The organism is Paraburkholderia nodosa DSM 21604 (genome assembly GCF_000519185.1).
GTDB classification, from domain to species: domain Bacteria; phylum Pseudomonadota; class Gammaproteobacteria; order Burkholderiales; family Burkholderiaceae; genus Paraburkholderia; species Paraburkholderia nodosa.
On the sequence record NZ_JAFA01000004.1, the window covers coordinates 205830 to 226194 of the forward strand.

Annotated in this window: 18 protein-coding genes; 16 read left to right on the forward strand and 2 right to left on the reverse strand. The window is 62.7% G+C overall.

Annotated elements, in window-relative coordinates; translation table 11 throughout:
* The first annotated feature begins 57 nt into the window (after positions 1 to 57).
* Positions 58 to 1170 carry an alkene reductase gene (locus A3CW_RS0107375; RefSeq protein ID WP_028202989.1) on the forward strand — a complete coding sequence of 371 codons (1113 nt, stop codon included), beginning with the start codon at positions 58 to 60 and terminating at the stop codon, positions 1168 to 1170.
* Between the two features lie 561 nt (positions 1171 to 1731).
* Complete coding sequence (locus A3CW_RS0107380; RefSeq protein ID WP_028202990.1) at positions 1732 to 2202, forward strand: ribonuclease; 471 nt, start codon at positions 1732 to 1734, stop codon at positions 2200 to 2202.
* Between the two features lie 39 nt (positions 2203 to 2241).
* Here the strand turns inward: A3CW_RS0107380 and A3CW_RS0107385 are convergent, their stop codons facing one another.
* Positions 2242 to 3195, reverse strand: a complete 954-nt coding sequence (locus tag A3CW_RS0107385; RefSeq protein ID WP_028202991.1) for a LysR substrate-binding domain-containing protein — start codon at positions 3193 to 3195, stop codon at positions 2242 to 2244.
* A gap of 176 nt (positions 3196 to 3371) precedes the next feature.
* Between A3CW_RS0107385 and A3CW_RS0107390 the strand changes: the two genes are divergently transcribed.
* From A3CW_RS0107390 to A3CW_RS0107410, 5 genes are all read left to right on the forward strand, one after another.
* Positions 3372 to 4493 carry a M20 aminoacylase family protein gene (locus A3CW_RS0107390; RefSeq protein ID WP_154677882.1) on the forward strand — a complete coding sequence of 374 codons (1122 nt, stop codon included), beginning with the start codon at positions 3372 to 3374 and terminating at the stop codon, positions 4491 to 4493.
* 68 nt (positions 4494 to 4561) lie between these two features.
* Positions 4562 to 5356, forward strand: a complete 795-nt coding sequence (locus A3CW_RS0107395; RefSeq protein ID WP_028202993.1) for an ABC transporter substrate-binding protein — start codon at positions 4562 to 4564, stop codon at positions 5354 to 5356.
* Between the two features lie 119 nt (positions 5357 to 5475).
* On the forward strand, positions 5476 to 6666 hold the full coding sequence (locus tag A3CW_RS0107400; RefSeq protein WP_028202994.1) for a porin: 1191 nt from the start codon (positions 5476 to 5478) through the stop codon (positions 6664 to 6666).
* Positions 6667 to 6843: 177 nt separating this feature from the next.
* The gene (locus A3CW_RS0107405) at positions 6844 to 7113 is read left to right on the forward strand and encodes a DUF4148 domain-containing protein (RefSeq protein ID WP_028202995.1); all 270 of its coding nucleotides are present in this window, start codon (positions 6844 to 6846) and stop codon (positions 7111 to 7113) included.
* Positions 7114 to 7316: 203 nt separating this feature from the next.
* Positions 7317 to 8702 carry a porin gene (locus A3CW_RS0107410; protein ID WP_245623556.1) on the forward strand — a complete coding sequence of 462 codons (1386 nt, stop codon included), beginning with the start codon at positions 7317 to 7319 and terminating at the stop codon, positions 8700 to 8702.
* Between the two features lie 98 nt (positions 8703 to 8800).
* Here the strand turns inward: A3CW_RS0107410 and A3CW_RS0107415 are convergent, their stop codons facing one another.
* Positions 8801 to 9817, reverse strand: coding sequence for an ABC transporter substrate-binding protein (locus tag A3CW_RS0107415; RefSeq protein ID WP_028202997.1), 1017 nt, complete (start codon positions 9815 to 9817; stop codon positions 8801 to 8803).
* Positions 9818 to 10014: 197 nt separating this feature from the next.
* On the opposite strand from A3CW_RS0107415, the gene A3CW_RS0107420 reads away from it, so the two are divergent.
* The 9 genes from A3CW_RS0107420 to A3CW_RS0107460 all read left to right on the forward strand — a co-directional run bounded on the left by A3CW_RS0107420 (position 10015) and on the right by A3CW_RS0107460 (position 20361).
* Positions 10015 to 10965 (forward strand): LysR substrate-binding domain-containing protein, encoded by a 951-nt coding sequence (locus tag A3CW_RS0107420; RefSeq protein ID WP_028202998.1) that lies wholly within the window; start codon positions 10015 to 10017, stop codon positions 10963 to 10965.
* A gap of 256 nt (positions 10966 to 11221) precedes the next feature.
* Positions 11222 to 12262, forward strand: coding sequence for a Bug family tripartite tricarboxylate transporter substrate binding protein (locus A3CW_RS0107425; protein ID WP_028202999.1), 1041 nt, complete (start codon positions 11222 to 11224; stop codon positions 12260 to 12262).
* Positions 12263 to 12334: 72 nt separating this feature from the next.
* Positions 12335 to 13189, forward strand: coding sequence for an amidohydrolase family protein (locus A3CW_RS0107430; RefSeq protein ID WP_028203000.1), 855 nt, complete (start codon positions 12335 to 12337; stop codon positions 13187 to 13189).
* Positions 13190 to 13323: 134 nt separating this feature from the next.
* On the forward strand, positions 13324 to 15330 hold the full coding sequence (locus A3CW_RS0107435; protein ID WP_028203001.1) for a tripartite tricarboxylate transporter permease: 2007 nt from the start codon (positions 13324 to 13326) through the stop codon (positions 15328 to 15330).
* A 197-nt stretch (positions 15331 to 15527) separates the two neighbouring features.
* The gene (locus A3CW_RS0107440; RefSeq protein ID WP_028203002.1) at positions 15528 to 16058 is read left to right on the forward strand and encodes a carboxymuconolactone decarboxylase family protein; all 531 of its coding nucleotides are present in this window, start codon (positions 15528 to 15530) and stop codon (positions 16056 to 16058) included.
* Positions 16059 to 16149: 91 nt separating this feature from the next.
* Positions 16150 to 17157 carry a LysR substrate-binding domain-containing protein gene (locus A3CW_RS45540; protein ID WP_051481291.1) on the forward strand — a complete coding sequence of 336 codons (1008 nt, stop codon included), beginning with the start codon at positions 16150 to 16152 and terminating at the stop codon, positions 17155 to 17157.
* Between the two features lie 304 nt (positions 17158 to 17461).
* Positions 17462 to 18433, forward strand: coding sequence for an ABC transporter substrate-binding protein (locus tag A3CW_RS0107450; protein ID WP_028203003.1), 972 nt, complete (start codon positions 17462 to 17464; stop codon positions 18431 to 18433).
* Positions 18434 to 18464: 31 nt separating this feature from the next.
* Positions 18465 to 19490: an amidohydrolase family protein gene (locus tag A3CW_RS0107455; RefSeq protein WP_028203004.1), complete on the forward strand. Its 1026-nt coding sequence runs from the start codon at positions 18465 to 18467 to the stop codon at positions 19488 to 19490.
* 25 nt (positions 19491 to 19515) lie between these two features.
* The gene (locus A3CW_RS0107460) at positions 19516 to 20361 is read left to right on the forward strand and encodes an amidohydrolase family protein (RefSeq protein WP_035512515.1); all 846 of its coding nucleotides are present in this window, start codon (positions 19516 to 19518) and stop codon (positions 20359 to 20361) included.
* Positions 20362 to 20365 lie beyond the last annotated feature (4 nt).

A 20365-nucleotide genomic window follows, 5' to 3' on the forward strand; every position in this document is an offset into this window, starting at 1 on the left:
CTGTCACGTCGGACAACCAGTAATCGACGCGCCTTCTCATCTTTCTTCGGGTAAATCATGTCCAAGCTTTTTTCTGAAGTCAAAGTCGGCCCTTACACGTTCTCGCACCGGGTCGTTCTTGCACCACTCACCCGTATGCGCGCCGAAAGCGGGGCGATTCCCGGCCCGCTCATGGCGGAGTATTACGCGCAACGCGCTTCGGCCGGCGGCTTCCTGATCGGCGAGGCCACCATCGCTGCGCCGGACGGCAACGGCTATCTTGGTGCGCCTGGCCTGTATGACGATAGTCAGATTGCTGGCTGGAAGCGCGTGACCGATGCCGTCCACGCGAAAGGCGCGAAGATTTTCCTGCAGCTGTATCACGCTGGACGCCAGTCGAACTCGGAGCTGCAACCCGACGGCGGCCGGCCCGTGGGTCCCTCGGAAGTGCCTCACGGGGGCGTCGCATATACGGACGCCGGCTGGGTTCCAAATACGCCGAATCGCGCCCTGGAGACACATGAAATTGCGAGCATCGTCGAAAGTTTTCGCGCTGCGGCGGCACGCGGCGTCGTGGCAGGCTTCGACGGCGTGGAACTGCATGCCGCAAACGGCTATCTGTTCGACCAGTTCCTGCAGGACGGCAGCAACAAGCGGACGGACATCTATGGCGGTTCGTTCGAAAACCGCGCCCGCCTGTTGATGGACGCCACACGTGCTGTGATTTCCGTGTGGGGAAGCGACAAGGTTGCCGTGCGCCTTGGACCGAGCGGGTCGTGGGGCGATATGTCGGATAGCGATCCTGTCGGCCTGTTCACGTATGTTGCGCGAGAACTCGCGAAGCTGAATCTCGCGTATTTGCACCTCATCGAGCCCCGCATTCTCGGCAATGTCGAAGACGAGGGCGCCGATCCGAATCCGGTTGCTGCGCAGCTCATTCGCAAGCACTATGCAGGCACCATCATCGCGGCCGGCGGTTTCGATGGTGATAAGGCCGAGGCTATCCTGCAGGCCGGCGATGCCGATCTGGTCGCATTCGGTCGCCACTTCATCGCGAACCCCGACCTTCCGGAGCGGCTGCGTCGCAAGCTGTCGCTCAATCCGTACGACCGCCCGACGTTCTTTGGCGGCACACACATCGGCTATACGGACTACCCGTTCTATCGGTACGAAGCGCAAGTGCTAGCCTGAACAGCGAGGCCGCCCAATTGCGCGAACTCGGCGCGATATTGGGCTCGTTTCGGGCAATTGCTTCGTCCCGTCTACGTCTACACTGTCTTTCATGGAGCGAGACGTTGGCTCCATCCCAGGATTCCCCTCCTGCGGTCGAGTTGGACCATACCGTGTACCCGTTGCAGAACAGCAGTCCAGCAGCAGTAGTCGTAGGTGGCAGAGTTGATCGGTTAATGTCGAAGCAGCACGCTGTTGAATCAATGAGGAGTGCAGGGCAACTCGTAGTTGAAGTGCAGGGCAGCATGCAGTTGAAGAGCAGGGCATCACGCAGTTGAATCACGCAGTTGAAGTGCGGAGCAACACGCAGTTGAAGTACCGCGTCATCCAGGCATTATGCGATTGCAAGTCCAGGCCGCTTACATCGGAACGGGTGTAGGCGGCCGCCGTTCGTCTGCCGGGGTGTCGTGTATCGGTATCGGGTGCGTGTTCCCGGCCAAGCATTGATTCGCTCCGCCATTAGCGCTACCTTTACGTTTGTCCTGTTCGTCGAGTGCTGGTCAACGAGGGGAGAATCGTTTCGTGAAGAGAGCGTGGGTTTTCCCTTGCGTCGTCGCCTTGAGCGCGATCCTTGGCGGTTGCGGCAAGGAGAGTTCGCGAAACGTCACCGAGGCGTCGGGCGCATCCGCGAGCCAGGCGCCGGGTCAGCCAGCGCAGGGCGCAAGCGGCACACCTGCCGCATCAGGCGCGCAGGTTGCGGGCGCGCTGGGTACCGTCACCATGAAGCAGTTGCCGGGAGAAGCGGCCGAGACTCTGCGGTTGATCAAAGCGGGCGGCCCCTTTCCTTATGCGGACGACGGCGTCTTGTTCCGTAACACCGCGCAATTGCTGCCGAAGCATCCGCGCGGCTACTACCACACATACACGGTTCGCACCCCGGGCATGACGGATCGTGGGCAGCGCCGGGTCGTATGTGGTGGACCGCGCAAGCAGACCGGCGACTGCTACTACACCGACGACTACTACGTCAGTTTCAAGCGCATTGCCGAGTAAAGGCCAGATCGTCGTCGTGCCTGAGCGCACGCTCAGGCGCTAAATCAATAGCTCCAGGGTTTTGAACAAGGCGAGGTCTTCTTTCTTCGCCGAGCGTGCGTGCCGGCGTATCACCTGCAGCAAACATTCGATGAAAGCAACGGCCGCGCGGCTCAGCGTGCTGTTGCGGCGCGTGACGATGCCCAGTTGTCGGGGTTCGAACGCCTCGCGCAACGGGAGCGAACGCAGGCGGCCTCCGAACGGCGGCACGTGGCTCAGGATCGTCGGGCTCCACGTGCACATGTCGGCCTGCTCCACCATGGTTTGCAGCGTCGCTACCGACTGCGCGCGCACGATGCGGCGTTCGTCGATCTGCGCGCCGTGGCGCGTGAACAGATAGTCGACCAGGTCGCGTTTGCCGTCCGGCGCGAAGTTCAGCACCCAGTCTTCATCGAGCAGTTCGTGGATCGAGCGCGCCCGCACTTTCCGGTGTCCTTCCCGCACCATCACCGACGATTCGTAAGTGAGCACAGCCTCACATGCGAACTCCTGCTCGCTCGCGCCGGGCTGCAACTGGCCGACGGCGAAATCCATGCTGCCGTCGCGCAGCAGCGGCTGGGCAACGGCCATCAATCCTTCGACCAGTTCCAGACGGATATCGGGCATGCGCTCGCGAAACAGCCGTACGGCCTCGGCCAGAAAGGTCAGCGTAATCCACGGCGTGACGCCCACCGTGAGACTGCCTTCCACGCGGCCCCTCAGTCGCTCCAGGTCACTGTGCGCGTGTTCGAGTTGATTGAGCACGATACGCGCGTGCGTGAGCAGCACCTTGCCGTGCTCGGTGAAGGTAATGCCTTCGGGCGCGCGGATCAGGAGCGGCAGGCGCTCGTTTGCCTCCAGTTCGCGCAGCGCGCGCGTGACAGCCGCCTGCGAGAGCCCGAGCGAACGGGCCGCGCCGCGAATACTGCCGGCGTCCGCGCTGGCGACCAGCGCTTCCAGTTGGTGCAGTTTCATGTCAGGGTGCGCGGCGAGAGGCGGGGTGACAACGGTAGGTTGTCATCATAACAAAACGCTGGCTGTTCCCCGGAATTTGCGCTGCATACGATTCGCTCCACGATGCACGAATGGACTGAGGAGGCGAATTGAGCAGACAGTGGGTTTTGCCCGAGGTGGCGGCAATCGAAGCCGACATGATTGCGTTGCGCCGCCAGTTGCATGCGCAGCCCGAGCTGGGCTTCGAAGAACATGTGACGAGCGCGCTTGTCGCCGAAAAGCTCGAAGCTTGGGGCTATCGCGTGACGCGGGGCGTGGGCGGCACGGGCGTGGTCGCCACGCTGGAGCGCGGCAAGGGAGGCAGTCTCGGCCTGCGCGCCGACATGGACGCGCTGCCCATACGCGAGGCGACGGGCCTTCCCTACGCCAGCGGCAACGAAGGCGTGATGCATGCCTGCGGTCATGACGGCCACACGGCGATACTGCTGGCAGCCGCACGATGCCTCGCGCAAACCGCACAGTGGCGCGGCACGCTGCACCTGATTTTTCAGCCGGCCGAAGAAGGCCTGGGCGGCGCGCGCAAGATGATCGAGGACGGCCTCTTCGAGCGCTTTCCCTGCGACGCCGTGTTCGCGATGCATAACGTACCTGGCTTTCCCGCAGGACGAATCGGCTTTCACAGCGGCGCCTTCATGGCCAGCGCGGACGAGGTGACGATCCGCGTGATCGGCCGCGGCGGCCATGCGGCCGCCCCGCAGCAGACGATCGACCCCGTTGTGGTCGGGGCCTCGATCGTCATGGCGCTGCAAAGCGTGGTGGCGCGCAACGTGGCGCCGCACGATCAGGCTGTCGTCAGCGTCGGCGCGCTCCATGCGGGGAGCGCCTCGAACGTCATTGCATCGCACGCCGATCTGCACCTGAGCGTGCGCGCGCTTTCTGCGCCGGTGCGCGAGCTGCTGGAGCGTCGCATCCGCGAAGTGGCGCAGGGGCAGGCCGCGAGTTACGGCGCGCGCGTGGAGATCGACTATCGCCACGACTACCCAGTGCTCGTCAACCACAGCGACGAGACCGAGATGGCGCGCCGCGTCGCGCTCGAATGGGGCGGCCCGGAGATGCTGATCGACGGCCTGCGCCCGCTCATGGCGAGCGAGGACTTCGCGTACATGCTGGAGCGCTGCCCCGGCAGCTACCTCTCGATCGGCAATGGTGACGGCGCGCAGCACTGCTCTCTGCACAACCCCGGCTACGACTTCAACGACGCGAGCCTTGCCATTGGCGCGAGCTACTGGGTCAAGCTCGCAGAGCACATTCTGCAATAGCACCACGGAAATCGCAGAAACCACCGAAGCAATTGAAACAACCGAAACGACACGAAGGAGACGGGCAAATGAAGCAATGGAAGATGGCGCTTTCGCTGGCGCTCGCTGCGGCGGCAACGGCGGGACAGGCGCACGCGGTGGACCTGAAGGGCCGGGAGATCCGGCTCGCGGTCGATCCCACTTACCCGCCGCTCGAATACAAAACGCCGGACGGCAAGCTTACGGGCTTTGGCGTGGACATTGCCAATGCGTTGTGCGCGCAACTGAACGCGCATTGCGTATGGGTGGAAACGAGCTTCGACGGCATGATTCCAGGCCTCATCGCGCGCAAGTTCGACGTCATCTCCTCGTCGATGACGATCACACCCAAGCGCGCGGAGCAGATCGCCTTCACGAGCAAGATCTCGAATGCGCCCGCGCGGCTCGTCGTGCGCCGCGGCTCGCCGCTCCTGCCCGATGCCGCCTCGCTCAAGGGTAAGCGCGTGGGCGTGGAGCAGGGCACGAGTCAGGAAGATTACGCGCGCGCGAAGTGGCAGCCCGCGGGCGTGGAGATCGTCCCCTATCAAAACCAGGACCAGGTCTATGCCGATCTGACGTCGGGCCGCCTGGATGCCGCATTTCAGGCGTCAATTGCCGCCAGCGACGGCTTTCTGAAGCGCCCTGAAGGCAAGGACTTCACGTTCGCGGGCCAGGCCATCGACGACCCGAAATTTTTTGGTCAGGGCGACGGTCTCGGCCTGCGCAAGCAGGATACCGAACTGCGCGAAGCCTTCAACGGCGCGCTCGCCGACATTCTCGCAAACGGCACCTACGCGCGTATCAACAAGAAGTACTTCGACTTCGATATCTACGGTTCGAAATAACGCCCGACGGGCCGCGCAATTGACCAGGGCGGGCGCGAGGCATGCGGTCCGCCATGGCGAGGACAAGAGGGCTGTGTATTCGCCTGACAGTTAGCATGACTTATAAAAATGGAAGGCATATGAGAAAGAGGAAGATCGTTTGTGTCATGGCGCTGTGCGGTGCGACGGCGCCAGCCTTTGCGCAAAGCAGCGTGACCCTGTACGGTTTGATCGACGAGGGCATTGACTATACGAACAACGTGGGCGGTCACGCCGTCTACGAAATGACGAGCGGCTACGCCCAAGGCAGCCGCTGGGGCCTGAAGGGCACCGAAGACCTGGGCGGCGGCAACAGCGCGGTCTTTCAGATCGAAAGTGGCTTCAATGCGAGCAACGGGGCGCTGGCACAAGGCGGCCGCGCCTTCGGACGCCAGGCGTATGTCGGTCTCGCCAATGAACGCTACGGCACGCTCACGCTCGGGCGTCAGTACGACGCCGTGGTGGACTATCTCGCGCAGACGACGGCGAACGGTAACTGGGGCGGCTATCTGTTTTCGCACCCCTACGACAACGACAATACCGACAACACCTTTCGCCTGAACAACACGATCAAATACGCGAGTCCGACGTTCGGCGGCTTCTCGTTCGGCGGCACGTACAGTTTCAGCAACGACACGAACTTCGCGAACAACCGCGCGGTGAGCGTGGGGGCGCAATACACGGTGGGCGGCTGGCTCATCGCCACGGCCTATCTGAACGCCAGCAACCCCGCGCTGACCTCGGGCGGCGCGATTGCGGGCGCGAGCAGCACGAACGGCGCGGACGGCAATTTCGCTTCGTCGCGTCTGCAGATTTTCGGCGCTGGCGTGAGCTACACGGCTGGGTCGGCAACGGTCGGCTTCGCGTACACCAATACGTACATCGGCCAGCCTGTGGCGAACGTCGGGTATCTCACTGGCGACGAGACGATCCAGCCGGTGGCGGGGCCGCTCGCCGGCGGCCGGGTGACGTCGCTCAGGTATCAGAACTTCGAGGTGAACGGCAAGTATCAGCTGACGCCGGCTTTCTACGTCGGCGCAGACTATGTCTACACACTCGAACACTATGTCGCGACGACAGGCGGCGTGAAGCCATCGATCCACTCCGTGGGCCTGATGGCCGACTACAACCTCTCGAAACGCACGGACGTGTATCTGCAGGGCGCATTCCAGCTCGTGGCGGGCGACAAGACCGGCTCGTCGCTCGACCAGGCTTATGTGCCCGGCGCGCAGGATCTCTCGTCCACTTCCCGCCAGGTCGTGGTGCGTGCCGCCATTCGTCACAGCTTCTGACCTCGTAGCCTGCACGCGGCGCTCTGCACGGTCTGAGCGCCGCCCGCAGTGACTTTACGAAAGACTCAACACGTCGGCGTTTTAATTCAATAGCCTAAGTATTTACCCTGGTGTCGAATACTAACTTCGTCGCTGCAGCGAACGCTGCGGTCAACCTAAAGTTAGAAGGGTAAGCACATGAACTTGTCGATCAAAGCCGCTTTCGTCATCGCCGTCGCTCTGGTTCCGGCGCTCGCATTCGCGCAGTCGAACGAGCCTCTCACTCGCGAGCAGGTTCGCGCGCAACTCGAAGAACTCGAAAAGGCCGGCTACAATCCGCTCGCCGATTGCACGGGGGAATGCCCGGAAGGCCTGCTCCGTGCCGAGGCGCGCGTCGCGCAACAACGGGCCGACGCGAACGCGGGTTACGGTCCGTCCCTGGACGGCACGGTTCAGTCCGGGAAATGAGCGGGTATCACGCTTACCGCAGCTTCACCGCCACGCCTTAACCCTACGCGCAAACATCCGGAAATATTCATCGATGGGGTGGCGGTGATGCACTGGTAAAAATTCGTTTCCCTAAATAACTATGCGATGCATTCCACATTCACTGGATGGAGTGCTCATTGGCTCCGGATCTATTCAGGACGAACGTACGTGCGACGATGTGATTGACACACGCGCACAGGCACGCGCGTTCAGACTCCATCGCCATACAACGCCCCCCGCACCTCGCGAACTTTAACCGTTCGCTCAAGCACGACGCTTTTTTTCTCAATAGACCTATAGCGGCGCGCTGGCCAAAATTTCGTTGCATTAAAAAGAAACCTAAAAGCGTGGCCCACACCGCGGCAATGACTGAGTTCGGTTTGTTGCCAAGGCGAATCGAGGCCCAATACAAGGAGACAGCAACGATCATGAAGTACACGACCGCAATATGTGCTTGCGCGGCGCTGATGAGCATTGCGCCGACGTGGGCACAAGCTGAAGACGAGAGCGCGGCCGAGAGTCAATCCATGGGTGCCAGCTCGGTCACCATGTACGGGTTGATCGACCAGGGGGTGGAGTACGTCAACAACGTGGCCCAGGGTAAGCACGCGACCACTCAAACCGTTCGCACGGGGGATGGGACGGCAACTTCCTACTTCGGGATTCACGGTATCGAGGACATCGGCGGCGGCACGAAGGCCATATTCGATCTGCAGGGCGGCTTTCAGCCGAACAACGGCGCTTCCCGGCAGGGCGGACGCCTGTTCGGACGCCAGTCGTATGTGGGTCTCGACGGGCCGTACGGTCGCCTGACGTTCGGTCGCCAGTACACGATGCGTTTTTTCGCCACCTCGTTCATCAATCCATTCGGCACCGGTGCACAAGGCCTGACCACGCTGGATAACGGCATCGCCAATGCGCGTGCCGACAATTCCGTGAGCTACCGCTTTTTCCTCGGCAGTCTGGAAGGCGGCGTGAACTATAGCTTCGGCCGCGACGCCGTGGCAGGAGGCAGTGCTGCCGCCTCGAATTGCCCCGGCGAAACCACGCCTTCAAACGAATGCCGCGAATATTCGGCAATGCTCAAATACGACGCCCACTTCTGGGGCGTGGCCACTTCCTATGAACGCAACTACGGGGGCACCTCGGCGACCTGGGGCGGTCTCACGTCGCCGAAACTCACGGACAGCCGCTTCACGTTGGGCGGTTACTTCAAGATCAAGGACGCCAAGTTCGGCGTCGGCTGGATCCGGCGCGATGACGAAGGTATCGCGACACCCAGGAGCAACCTGTTCTGGGTGACCGGTACCGTGCCCGTGACGCCCTTCGTTTATGTCGACGGCATGGTGGCAGACCTCAAATACGATCATTCGCCCAACAGCGCGCTGGTGTTCGTCTTGCGCGGCGAATATCTGCTGTCGAAGCGGACGTTCCTCTACCTGACGGCTGAGCATATTCATAACGACGGCAACCTTGCGCTCGCGGCGACGACCATTACCCCCGTGCCCACGCCCCCGGTTGGCGGCTCGCAGATCTCCGTTATCGCCGGTATCCGGCACACGTTCTGACGCAGGGCGCGTCACACGCAGAGCCGTTGCATCAAGTGAACCCCAAAGGCCGGATCGTCGATCCGGTCTTTGGGGCTTTTTTATGGGGAAGCCGGAAGTCAGGCGTGCAGCTTCGCGGCAGCATTGGCGGCCGACATGTCCGCCACGTCGTCGAACGGCTGCTTCTGCTGCAGGATACCGAGGCCGATGTACATGTCCTGCAGATAGCCGATGTCGTCGCCGGTGAGCGTTAGGTCTTTCGAGTAGGGGCGCTGCGTCTCGTTGAACGTCCAGATCGCCTGGGCCGACGCCTTGTCGAATTTCTTTTGTGCGTGTTTGCGCGCTTCGAAGAGGGCATCGCGCGAGGCCGGCGACATCAGGAATTCGTAGAGCGCGCCGTAGGCCGCCATCACGGCGACCATGCCCTCATGCTTGTCGCGGATCGCGGAGTTCGAAGCATAGGCGGTCTGGAAAATGCATCTGGGTAGCGCTTGCCACATGTTGGCGTCGTTGAGCACCACGAGCCCGTCGCGATCGTTCAAATGCGAAATGCTCGAGCAGCAGGCGTCGACTTCGCCCTTTACGACAGCCTCATGGCACGCGTCGTTGCTGCCTTTATCCACGAAAATGACCTGCGAAGCGTCGAGCCCTTTTTCTTTCATGAGCTGCAGCATCAGCGAATGCAACAAGCCGCGAGCCGGGCCGACAGCAACCGTCTTGCCCATCAGGTCGGCGAGCGTATGGATGCCCGCTGGCCTCGCGAAGACCGTCAGTGCACATTGCTTCATGCCTGCGCCGACGATCTTGACGTTCGCGCCTCGTGCGATGCGCGACAACACCAGGTTGTAGCCGGAGACCATGCAGAGGTCCCCGTCGCCGGCTGCGATGGTATTGAAGGGGCCCGTTGCGCCGGGCATCTCGGCGATCAGCGCATTCACGCCGAATTGCCTGAAATAGCCCAATTCGTCCATCAACGCATTGAGCGTGGCGTTCTCGAGCCCAGGGTTGCTGACGATCCGGAGCTGCGAGGAAGCGCCGCGCGCGATATAGGGCGCGGCGAGTCCGGCGGCAGCGATGCTCAGGCCGAGAACGCCGGCGCTGCGCAAGAAGCCGCGTCGAGTGAGGGTTTGCGTCATCAGGTGTCTCCCTATGCCGGTTGAGCCGGCTAGTCGTTGTGATGGATTCGAGAGTCGCCGCCGGCGCGGCAAAAGACAGGGAATGCCATATGCGCAATGACGCGCAGCGTGATCCTGCCTGCGAACCCGACCGTGCGGCAATTGAGTAAAATGGCCACAGGCTTAACCAGATCGTAAAACGGGGAGAGGTATGCGACGTGTCGGCGCTTGACTGGTACTTGCAGATCAACCTGAAGGCACGGCATTTGCACCTTCTCGCGGCAATTGATACCTACCGCAACCTCACACAGGTGGCAGATGTTACCCATGTGACGGTGCCTGCCGTCTCGAAGGCGCTCGCCGAACTCGAGCGTGGGCTCGGACTCACGCTGTTTTCCCGCACCGCGCAAGGCCTCGTGCCCACGCCCTACGGCGATTGCCTGATTCGCCACGCGCGGGAAATGCTGACCATCCTCCATCAGGCGCGCGACGAGTTAAAGGCCCTGAGTTCCGGCGCCGAGGGCAAGGTGCATATCGGCATGCTGCCGGCTTCCGCCTCGGTGTTGTTGCCGCAGGCGCTGGGCCTCTTGAAGCAGCGCTCGCCCGGCACCAATGTGGTGGTGATCGAAGGCACGACGGCCTCGCTGCTGCCCGAACTCTGGCAAGGCAAGCTCGATCTGGTCGTGGGCCGGCTCCCGGCTCCCGATACGCTTGGCAGCTTCGAGGAGAAGGAGCTTCTCGAGGAACCCGTGACGCTGGTGACGGGGCGCCACCATCCGTTGGCGCGCAAGAAGCACCTCAAGTGGGAGGACCTGCATCCCTATCCGTGGATCTTGCCGCCGCCCGGCTCGATATTGCGTGACCCGCTGGAGCGCGCGCTCGAAGTGCATGGCGTGCCGCTCACGAGCAACTACATCGAAACGCTTTCGATTCACGTCGTGCGCGCGCATCTGCAGGTCTCCGATTTCATTGCGGTGATGGCCGACACGCCCGCCAACGACCCCGCCCAGCCGCTCCATACGCTGCCGTTAGGCTTGCCGCGGCTGCTGCGCCCGGCAGGCGTGCTGTGGAACCGTAATCGCGGCCTCACGCCGAGCGCGCAACTCATGGTGTCGTGCCTCGAAGAGGCCGCACAGCATCTCGCCGCGAAGAGCCACGGCGAGCAGTAAGCGTCTTCGAACGATCGTGCCCTCCGCCCGCAATCCCATGCGGGCGCCCCCAGCCTTAACCCCTCGCAAGCCTTAACCGTTTGCTCAAACCTCGGGCATATTTTCTCAATTCACCCCCTGTCGGCGGGCTGGCAGAATTTCACTGCGTTCACTCGATTGTTGAACGCAGACGTCGCGATTCACGCTAAGGGACTGCAATGGTCTCAGGCTTGCCACGACGGCGCATCGCGAAACATGACCGGAGACAGGGACGACCATGAAGTTCACGACCGCAATACGCGCTTGCGCGGCGCTCATTTGTTTTGCCGCGATGGCGATTGCCGGACCCGCATATGGTCAATCGGTCGAGGACTTCTATCACGGCAAGATCCTGACGATCGTCGTGAGCGCCGACGCCGGCACGCCGACCGACATCATCGCCCGCCAGTTCGCGCGTTTCTTCGTGAACTACATTCCCGGCAAGCCCCGCGCGGTGGTGATGAACGTGGTGGGCGCAGGCGGGATGGTTGCGGCCGCATCGCTTCAGACCCGACAGCCGAATGACGGCACCGTGATCGGCTTCCTGCAGCGCAATAACCTCTATATTCCGTTGCTCGATCCGCGACAGAACCGCTTCGATCCGCGCAAGGTGCGGTGGCTCGGCAGTCTCAACAAGGTCGAGTACTGCATCGTTTCCATGACGCGCTCCGGCGTCACCACGGCGGACGATCTCACGAAGAAGAAGATGTATATCGGCGCGACGGGCTTCGCGAACGAGGACAGGACACTGCCCGCGCTGCTCGACGAGTACCTGGGCGCGAAGATGAGCATCGTGCCTGGCTACACGGGGCGCGGTGAAGTGTATCTCGCGATGCAGCGCGGCGAAGTCGACGGCTGGGCCTCGACGATCGACGGCCTGCAGCAGGGCGAGCCGGTGCGCATGCTCGCCGACGGCAAGATGAAGGTGTTGCTGCATCTCGGCTGGAGCAGTCCGGCGCCGTTTGCCAATGTTCCCAACCTGAGCACCTACATCACCAATCCCGACGTGAAGGCGCTGTTTAACCTGTTCCTGCTGCCATTCGATGCGGGACGGCCGATCGCGGTGCCGCAGGGCGTGCCTGCGGATCGTCTGGATGCGCTGCGTGCGGCCTTTGCGAAGACGATCGCGGATCCCGCGTTCATCGCGGCCATGAAACGTTCAGGTTACCCAATCGATCCGATCGACGGCAGCGCGGTTGAACAGATCGTCAGCAAGCTGTACGCGACGCCCGAACCGCAGATCGAGAGCGCACGCAAGCTCATTTTCAGTTCGCACTGAACGCACCGAAACAGAGAATGTCATGAACCTGCTGCGGGTGCGTGACAGTCGTTCACCGAGAGGTTAAATCGCATGACACCCGAAATCATCGACATTCATCCCCATATCATCTCGACGGATACGGTTCGTTATCCTGTCGCTCCCCAGCACGGGCATCGCTCGAAGTGGTCTGCGACGCGTCCTGTCACGTTCGAGCAGCTGGTCGCCGAGATGGATGAGGCTGGCGTCGCGAAGGCGGCAATCGTGCATTCGTCGACGACTTACGGCCACAACAACGCGTATGTGGCCGACAGCGTGGCGCAAGATCCGACGCGTTTCACGGGTGTCTACTCATTCGACGTGATGGCGCCCGATGCGTTGAAGACTTTCGATCACTGGCTGGCCAACGGCATGGGCGGCATCCGGCTCTTCACGGGCGGCGCGACGCATCAGACCGATGGCAGCTGGCTCGTCGATCCTGCGACCTTCCCGATCTGGGAGCGCTGCGCCGAAATCGGCATGACCATGGTGGTGCAGACCACGCCGGACGGCTTGTCGATGGTGGCCGAACTGGCCACGCGTTTTCCCACGGTGAAGATCGCGCTCGATCACTGCGGCAGGCCCGATCTCGAAGACGGCCCTCCCTACGCGCGCTGCGCGGCGCTGTTCGATCTGGCGAAGTACGACAACGTGTACCTGAAGATCACGCCGAAAACGTTCGATCTCGCGCAGGCCGCGCCGGGCGGGGCGGAAGCGTTTTTCCCGCAACTGGTGAAGGTGTTCGGCGCGGATCACCTGGCCTTTGGCTCGAACTATCCGGCCTCCGCAGGGCCGCTGAAAAAGCTGATCGAGCAGGGCAACGCCTGTTTTGCGGCGCTGAGCGAGCCAGAGCGCGCATGGGTTTGGGGCCGCACGGCGAAGGTTCTGTATCCGTCGCTTGCCGACTGAACGCGTAACGACGTCGAAGCTTCAGGCGGCTTCACCCGCTTCGATGCCCCCTGGCTTCGACGCTCGCTGGCTCGCCAACCCGGGCCGACGAGCCGATTGAGCCGATCGAGCCGGCCATTTCATCAGGATGACGCATGGAATTTTTCAACGACGCAACGGTAATGGCAGCAGGCCATGCGCTGTCGACGCTTCTGCAATTCAACCGTCTGATCTTCCTCGTTTTCGGCGTCGTGGTCGGACTGGCGATCGGCTTGCTGCCGGGCATTGGAGGGCTGACGGGCTTTGCGTTGCTCGTGCCGTTCACCTACACGATGGACCCGTATGCGGCGTTCGCCATGCTGCTCGGCATGGCGTCGGTCATCACGACTTCGGACGTGATTCCCGCCGTGCTCTTCGGCGTGCCGGGCCATGCCGCTTCACAGGCGACCGTGCTGGATGGGCTGCCCATGACAAAGCGCGGTGAAGCGTCGCGCGCGTTGAGCGCCTGCTATATGTCCTCGTTGATGGGCGGTTTGATTGGCGCCATCATCCTGGCCATTTCGCTGCCGTTGGTGCGCCCGTTCGTACTCTCGATCGGCACCCCGGAAATGCTTGGGCTCACGATATTCGGCGTGTCGATGGTGTCGGCGCTCTCGGGCAACGCGCCGCTCAGGGGCGTGGTCGCTGCGTGCTTCGGCATTCTCGTCGGCATGATCGGCACCAATGTCGAAACCGGACAAATGCGCTGGACGGGCGACCTCCTTTACCTGCAGGACGGCATTCCGCTGGTGCCGATCATTCTCGGCATCTTCGCGCTGCCCGAGTTGTGCGAACTCGCCATCCGCCGTACCGCAATCGCCGACAACGTGCAATTCAGTTCGCGCGAGGGCATGCGGCAGGGTGTGACCGACAGTCTGCGCAACTGGTTCCTCGTCCTGCGCTGCGGCGGGCTCGGCGCGATTCTCGGTGTCGTACCGGGCATTACGGGCGCGGTGACGGACTGGATCGCTTACGGCCACGCGCTGCAGACCTCGAAGGGTGCGAAGGAATCCTTCACAACCGGCGACGTGCGCGGCGTGATCGCACCGGAAGCGGCGAATAACGCGCGCGAAGGCGGCAGCCTCGTGCCGATGCTTTCATTCGGCGTGCCGGGCGGTGCCGCGCAGGCCATCCTGCTTGGGGCGATGATGGTGCACGGATTCATTCCCGGCCCCGACATGCTGACCAAGCACCTGGACTTTACCTATTCGATGGTGTGGTCCATCGCGCTAGCCAATATCTTCGGCGCGGGCCTGTGCTTTTTGCTCAGCGGGCAATTCGCGAAGATTTCGACGCTGCGCTACACGCTCATTCTTCCGGTCATCATGCCGATCATCTACGTCGGCGCTTTCCAGGGCTCGCGCAGCTGGGGCGATCTGTTCGTTCTGCTGATCGCGGGGGTGATCGGCTGGACCATGAAGCGCCTGCGGTGGGCGCGGCCGCCGCTGATCCTGGGTCTCGTGCTCGGTACGCTGATGGAGCGCTACATGACGATCTCCTTCGTGCGCTACGGCACGGACTGGGTCACGCGCCCGGTCGTCATGGTGCTTCTCACGCTCGCCGCGCTGGTCTTCTTCAAGCCCCTGTTCAACGCGCTGCGCAGCGGCGGTCTCGCGCGCATGCGGCCGAGCGGGAAGATCGTGTTGAAGCTCGAAGACCTGGTCTATGTGTTCTTCGTCGGCATCGGGCTCTACATGCTGGTGACGGCGCAGAGCTGGCTGCTGATGGCGAGAATCGGGCCGACGGTCATCGCGAGCATTCTCGTCATCGCCGGCACGCTCAGTCTTGCCTACAAAGTGTTCGTCATTCCGGCGCAGGCAGGCGCGCCAAAGGCCGGTGGCGGCATCCACATGGACGTGTCGAGCGACCACGGCGAAAAGCTCTCGAACAAGGTCACGCTGATCCGGGCCGCGCGGTTCTTCGGCTGGTTCGTGGCGTTTCTCGTGTGCATGTCCCTGATCGGCATGATCCCCACGGTGCCGATCATGATCGTGGCGTTCATGCGCGTAGAGGGCGGCGAATCCTGGAAGCTCAGCCTGATTCTCGCGGCGTGCGTGACGGCGCTCATCTACGGCGTTTTCGACCAGATCATCCATCTCCCCTGGCCGAGCAGCCTCTTTTAAAGCGGCAATCGAGACGATGCGAGAGGGCGCCGTGCACAAGTGCTACTTCCGTTTTCTTTGGCGCACGCGCGACAACGAGATTCGATGGGTTTGTCGCACATGCGGGGTGCTCCTGATTCGCGGAAGACTCTACGAGCCATTGTGAGCATTAGCGCGCGGCACGCCGCGAATACAGATTGAACATGGAAGGAAATGGAATGACGAAGAACCGACTCGAACGTATCGATCCGGATAAGGCCACGGACGAGCAGAAGAAGGTCATTGCGCGGCTGGGCGAAGGGCGGGGGCGCATCCCCACGCCGTTCAACATCTGGCTGCACAACCCGAACCTGGCTGCCGGGATGGAGATCATCGGCACACACGTCGATCGTTCGCCCGTGCTCAGCGAGGCGGAAAGCGAGGTGGCGATTTTGTCGACGGCCGTTTTCTGGAATGCGCCCTATGTGATCGCCAATCATCGCCGGCATGCGTTGAAGGCAGGCGTACCCGAGGCGGTGGTCGCGGCGATTCTGGAGAAGCGCCGGCCCGAGGCGGGCGACGATCGCTTTGGACTCGTCTGCGAGGCGGTCTGCGACATCCTCGCGGGCGGCGCGATCGACGACACGCGTTTCGCCCGTTACGACGCCGGGCTGGGCCGTGCGGTGATTGCAGAACTGCTGGTCACCGTGGGCTACTTCACCTCGATTTCGCTTGGCATGATGCTGCACGCGCTCGAGCCCAGGGACTGACCTGAAGGATCCGGCGGCGAACGCACTCAGCGGCTTGCGCCGCCCTGGCATGCTGCCTTAACGAGCTGGTGAAACCGCGGAGGTACACGACGTGTCCGCTCTCGACTGGTACCTGCAGATCAACCTGAAGGCGCGGCACCTGCGCCTGCTCGTGACGATCGACACATACCGCAACCTGACCCAGGTGGCCGATGTCACTCATGTGACCGTGCCTGCCGTCTCGAAGTCACTGGCCGAACTCGAACGGGGTCTCGGCCTCACGCTGTTTGCACGAACGGCGCAGGGACTCGTTCCCACGCAGTACGGCGATTGCCTGATTCGCCACGCGCGAGAAATGCTGACCATCCTGAATCAGGCCCGCGACGAGTTGAAGGCGCTGAGTTCGGGAACCGAAGGCAAGATCCATATCGGCATGCTGCCCGCCTCGGCCTCGGTGTTGCTGCCGCAGGCGTTGAGCCTGCTAAAGCAGCGCTCGCCGGGCACCAACGTGATGGTCACGGAAGGCACGACCGCGTTGTTGCTGCCCGAACTCTGGCAAGGCCATCTCGACCTCGTGGTGGGCCGTCTGCCGCCACCGGATACGCTCGGCAGCTTCGAAGAGAAGGAACTGCTGGAGGAGCCCGTGACGCTGATGACGGGCCGCCACCACCCGCTGGCGCGCAGGAAGACGCTGACCTGGTCGGACCTGCGTCCCTTTCCCTGGATACTGCCGCCGCTCGGCTCGATACTGCGCGACCCGCTCGAGCGCGTGCTCGAAGCGCATGATGTGCCGTTGACCAACAACTACATCGAAACGCTCTCGATTCACGTTGCGCGCGCGCATCTGCAGATTTCGGACTTCATTGCGGTGATGGCGGGCGCGCCGGGTGGCGACACGGCCCAGCCGCTTCATACGCTGCCGTTGAGCCTGCCCCGCCTGCTGCGGCCGGCGGGCGTGCTGTGGAATCGCAATCGCGGCTTGACGCCCAGCGCTCAACTCATGGTGTCATGCCTCGAGGAGACCGCTGAGCGGCTGAGAACGGGGGCTGGGACCGCCGCGCGGGCGGCGGTGCAGTCAGTTAAGCCCGGGCGGCCACAGTTGCCTGCCGAGACGCATTGAGCGGCCTGAAAAACCGCCCTTAGCCATTCGCTCAACATAACCGAAGCCTCAAGCCTGAAGCCGTGCCTCGAGGCGCATTCATCCTGTCAATCCAGGCCCGTCGCGGCATCCAGCCATGGCGCTCGCCCGGGCCTTTACCGAATGGTTAACTCACCCGCAGGTTAATTCAATAGACGGAAAACCAGCGCGGAAAGATCATCTAGCCAACGAGATCACCTGAGCAGCCACGCCGCTTTCCCACAGTGGGCATGCAACAGCGACGCGAAGCAGGTTGAATCGATTGTCCAGGTCCAAGGAGACTAAATTGACCAAGAAAGTCCACCTCAAACTCGCGATCGCCGAGCATCCGCACACCGCTGCCATCCGTAACGGGTCCATTCCCATCGAAGGCGTCGACGCCGAATTCATCACGGTTCACCCGCAGATCGGTGCGTTCCGCCGCATGGTCCGCGATGTCGAATTCGATGTGTGCGAACTGGCGCCGACCACGTACATCATCGCGCGCGCCTATGGGGCGCCTTTTGTTGCGCTGCCGATCTTCGTGGTCCGCCGCTTCCATCACTCCGGGCTGCTGGTGCGTCCGGATGCCGGCATCAAGACGCCCAAGGACCTGGAAGGCAAGAAGGTCGGCGTGCGCGCCTATTCGGTGACGACCGGTGCATGGACGCGTCAGGTCCTGATGGACGAATTCGATCTCGATTCCTCGAAAGTCACGTGGGTGGTCGACGACGAGGAGCACGTCACGCAACTCGAGCTGCCGCCGAACGTGATTCACGCGCCGGCCGGCACGTCGCTCGCCGAGATGATGGCCAAGGGCGAGCTCGTTGCGGGCTTTCACGGCAATGCGGGTATCGGTCGCACCGGCGACCCGACGGGCGGCTGGCAGGAAGTCGAGGCGAACTACCCGGACCTGTTCCCGAACGCCGACGAACTCGAAGCCGAGTACTACGCGCGCACCGGCGTCTACCCGATGCACGGCACCATCGTCGTGAAGGACTCGGTGCTGGCCGAGCATCCGTGGGTGGCCAAATCGATCTACGACGCTTTCGACAAGGCCAAGAACGACTGGCTCGCGAAGCTCGACGCGGGTGAACTCACCGACAAGAAGAACAAGAAGTACGTAGAACTGCAAAAGATCGTTGGCCGCGACCCGCTGCCCTACGGCATCGAGGAAAACCGCAAGACCATCGAAGCGCTCGAAGCGACCGCGTTCAAGCAGGGCCTCACGCCGCGCCGCATGAGCATGAGCGAGCTGTTCGTCGATCCCCGCGCCTGAAAGTTGCGCTGAACTGCACACGGAAGAAAAAATGATCATCGATTGCCACGGTCACTTCACGACCGTTCCTGCCTCGTTCCGCGACTGGCGCGCAAAGCAGATTGCCGCCGCCAACGATCCGGCCAACGCGCCGCCGCTTTCGGGCGCGCACGTCAGCGATGACGAGATCCGCGAAGGCGTCGGCAACGGCCAGTTGCGCTTGCAGAAAGAGCGCGGCGGCGACCTCACGCTGTTCTCGCCCATCGCGGGCCTGATGAGCCACCACCTCGGCAACGAACGCACGAGCCTCGAGTGGGCCGAGGTCTCGAACAACCTCGTGCGCCGCGTGTGCGACATCTACGCGGACAACTTCGTGCCCGTCTGCCAGTTGCCGCAGTCGCCGCTCGCGCCGCCGAAGAACTCGGTTGCCGAACTGCGCCGCTGCGTCGAGGAAATGGGCTTCGTCGGCTGCAACCTGAATCCGGACCCGAGCGGCGGCTACTGGACCGGCAAGCCGATGACGGACCGCGAGTGGTATCCGCTCTACGAGGCGCTGTGCGATCTCGACGTGCCGGCCATGATCCACGTCGCCGCTTCGTGCAACGCGTGCCACCACGGCACCGGCGCGCATTATCTGAACGCCGATACGTCCGTCTTCATGCAGTTGCTGCAGGGCAATGTGTTCAAGGACTTCCCAACGCTGCGCCTGGTGATTCCGCATGGCGGCGGCGCGGTGCCTTACCACTGGGGCCGCTACCGCGGCATGTCGCTGGAGATGATGGACCGTCCGCTCGAAGGACTGCTGAACAATATCTTCTTCGACACCTGCGTGTATCACCACCCAGGCGTGGAGCTGCTCACCAAGGTCGTGCCGACGAGCAACGTGCTGTTCGGCTCGGAAATGATCGGCGCCGTGCGCGGCCGCGATCCGGACACCGGCGAGTACTTCGACGACACCAAGCGCTACGTCGACGCCTGCACGGCACTGAGCGACGCCGACCGCCACGCGATTTTCGAGGGCAATGCGCGCCGCGTCTATCCGCGCCTCGACGCGCACCTCAAGGCCAAGGGTCTGTAACGAAGCCGATAGTTGAACGGACATCATGAACTTCATCGACATTCATCCTCACATCATCTCGGACGATGAGAAGCGCTACCCACCCGCGCCGCTGTTCGGCAAGCGCTCGGACTGGTCACAGGAGCGCCCCAACACGGTCGAGGCGCTGATCGAGGCCATGGACGAAGCCGGCGTTTCCAAAGCTGCTGTCGTCCATTCGTCGACGACCTACGGTTTCGACAACCGCTACGTCGTGGACGGCTGCAACCAGTACAAGGACCGGCTCGTGGCCGTGGGTTCCGTGGACATGCTGGCCGACGACGTGCCTGCCGTGATCAAGGGCTGGGCCGACAAGGGTCTTGCCGGCCTGCGCATTTTCACCGGCGGCTCGACCAAGGACTTCGATCCGAGCGAGCTGGACAACCCCAGGTCCTTCAAGGCATGGGAAATGCTCGCGGAACTGCAGTTGCCGATGTGCATCCAGACGGGGCCGATCGGTCTGCCCCAGGTGCGCATGCTGGCGGAGACGTTTCCGGGCGTGAACATCATTCTCGACCACCTTGGCCGTCCCGATGTGCTCGACGGCGCACCGTACGCGAATGCCGCGAGCCTCTTCGCACTGGCCGATCTGCCGAACCTCTACATGAAGCTCACGCCGCGCATTTTCGGTGACGTGAAAAAGGAAAAGGCCAGCGCGGAGACGTTCTTCCCGCGCGTGGTCGAAGCCTTCGGCGCGCAGCGCATGGCATGGGGCTCGAATTTCCCGACCTCGCCCGGCACGCTCGCGGAGATTCTTGCAACGGCGGAAGACGGGCTCGCCTGCCTCGGCGCGGAAGACCGCGCCTGGATTTTCGGCAAGACCGCACAGAAGCTGTACCCCGGCCTGGGCTGATCGA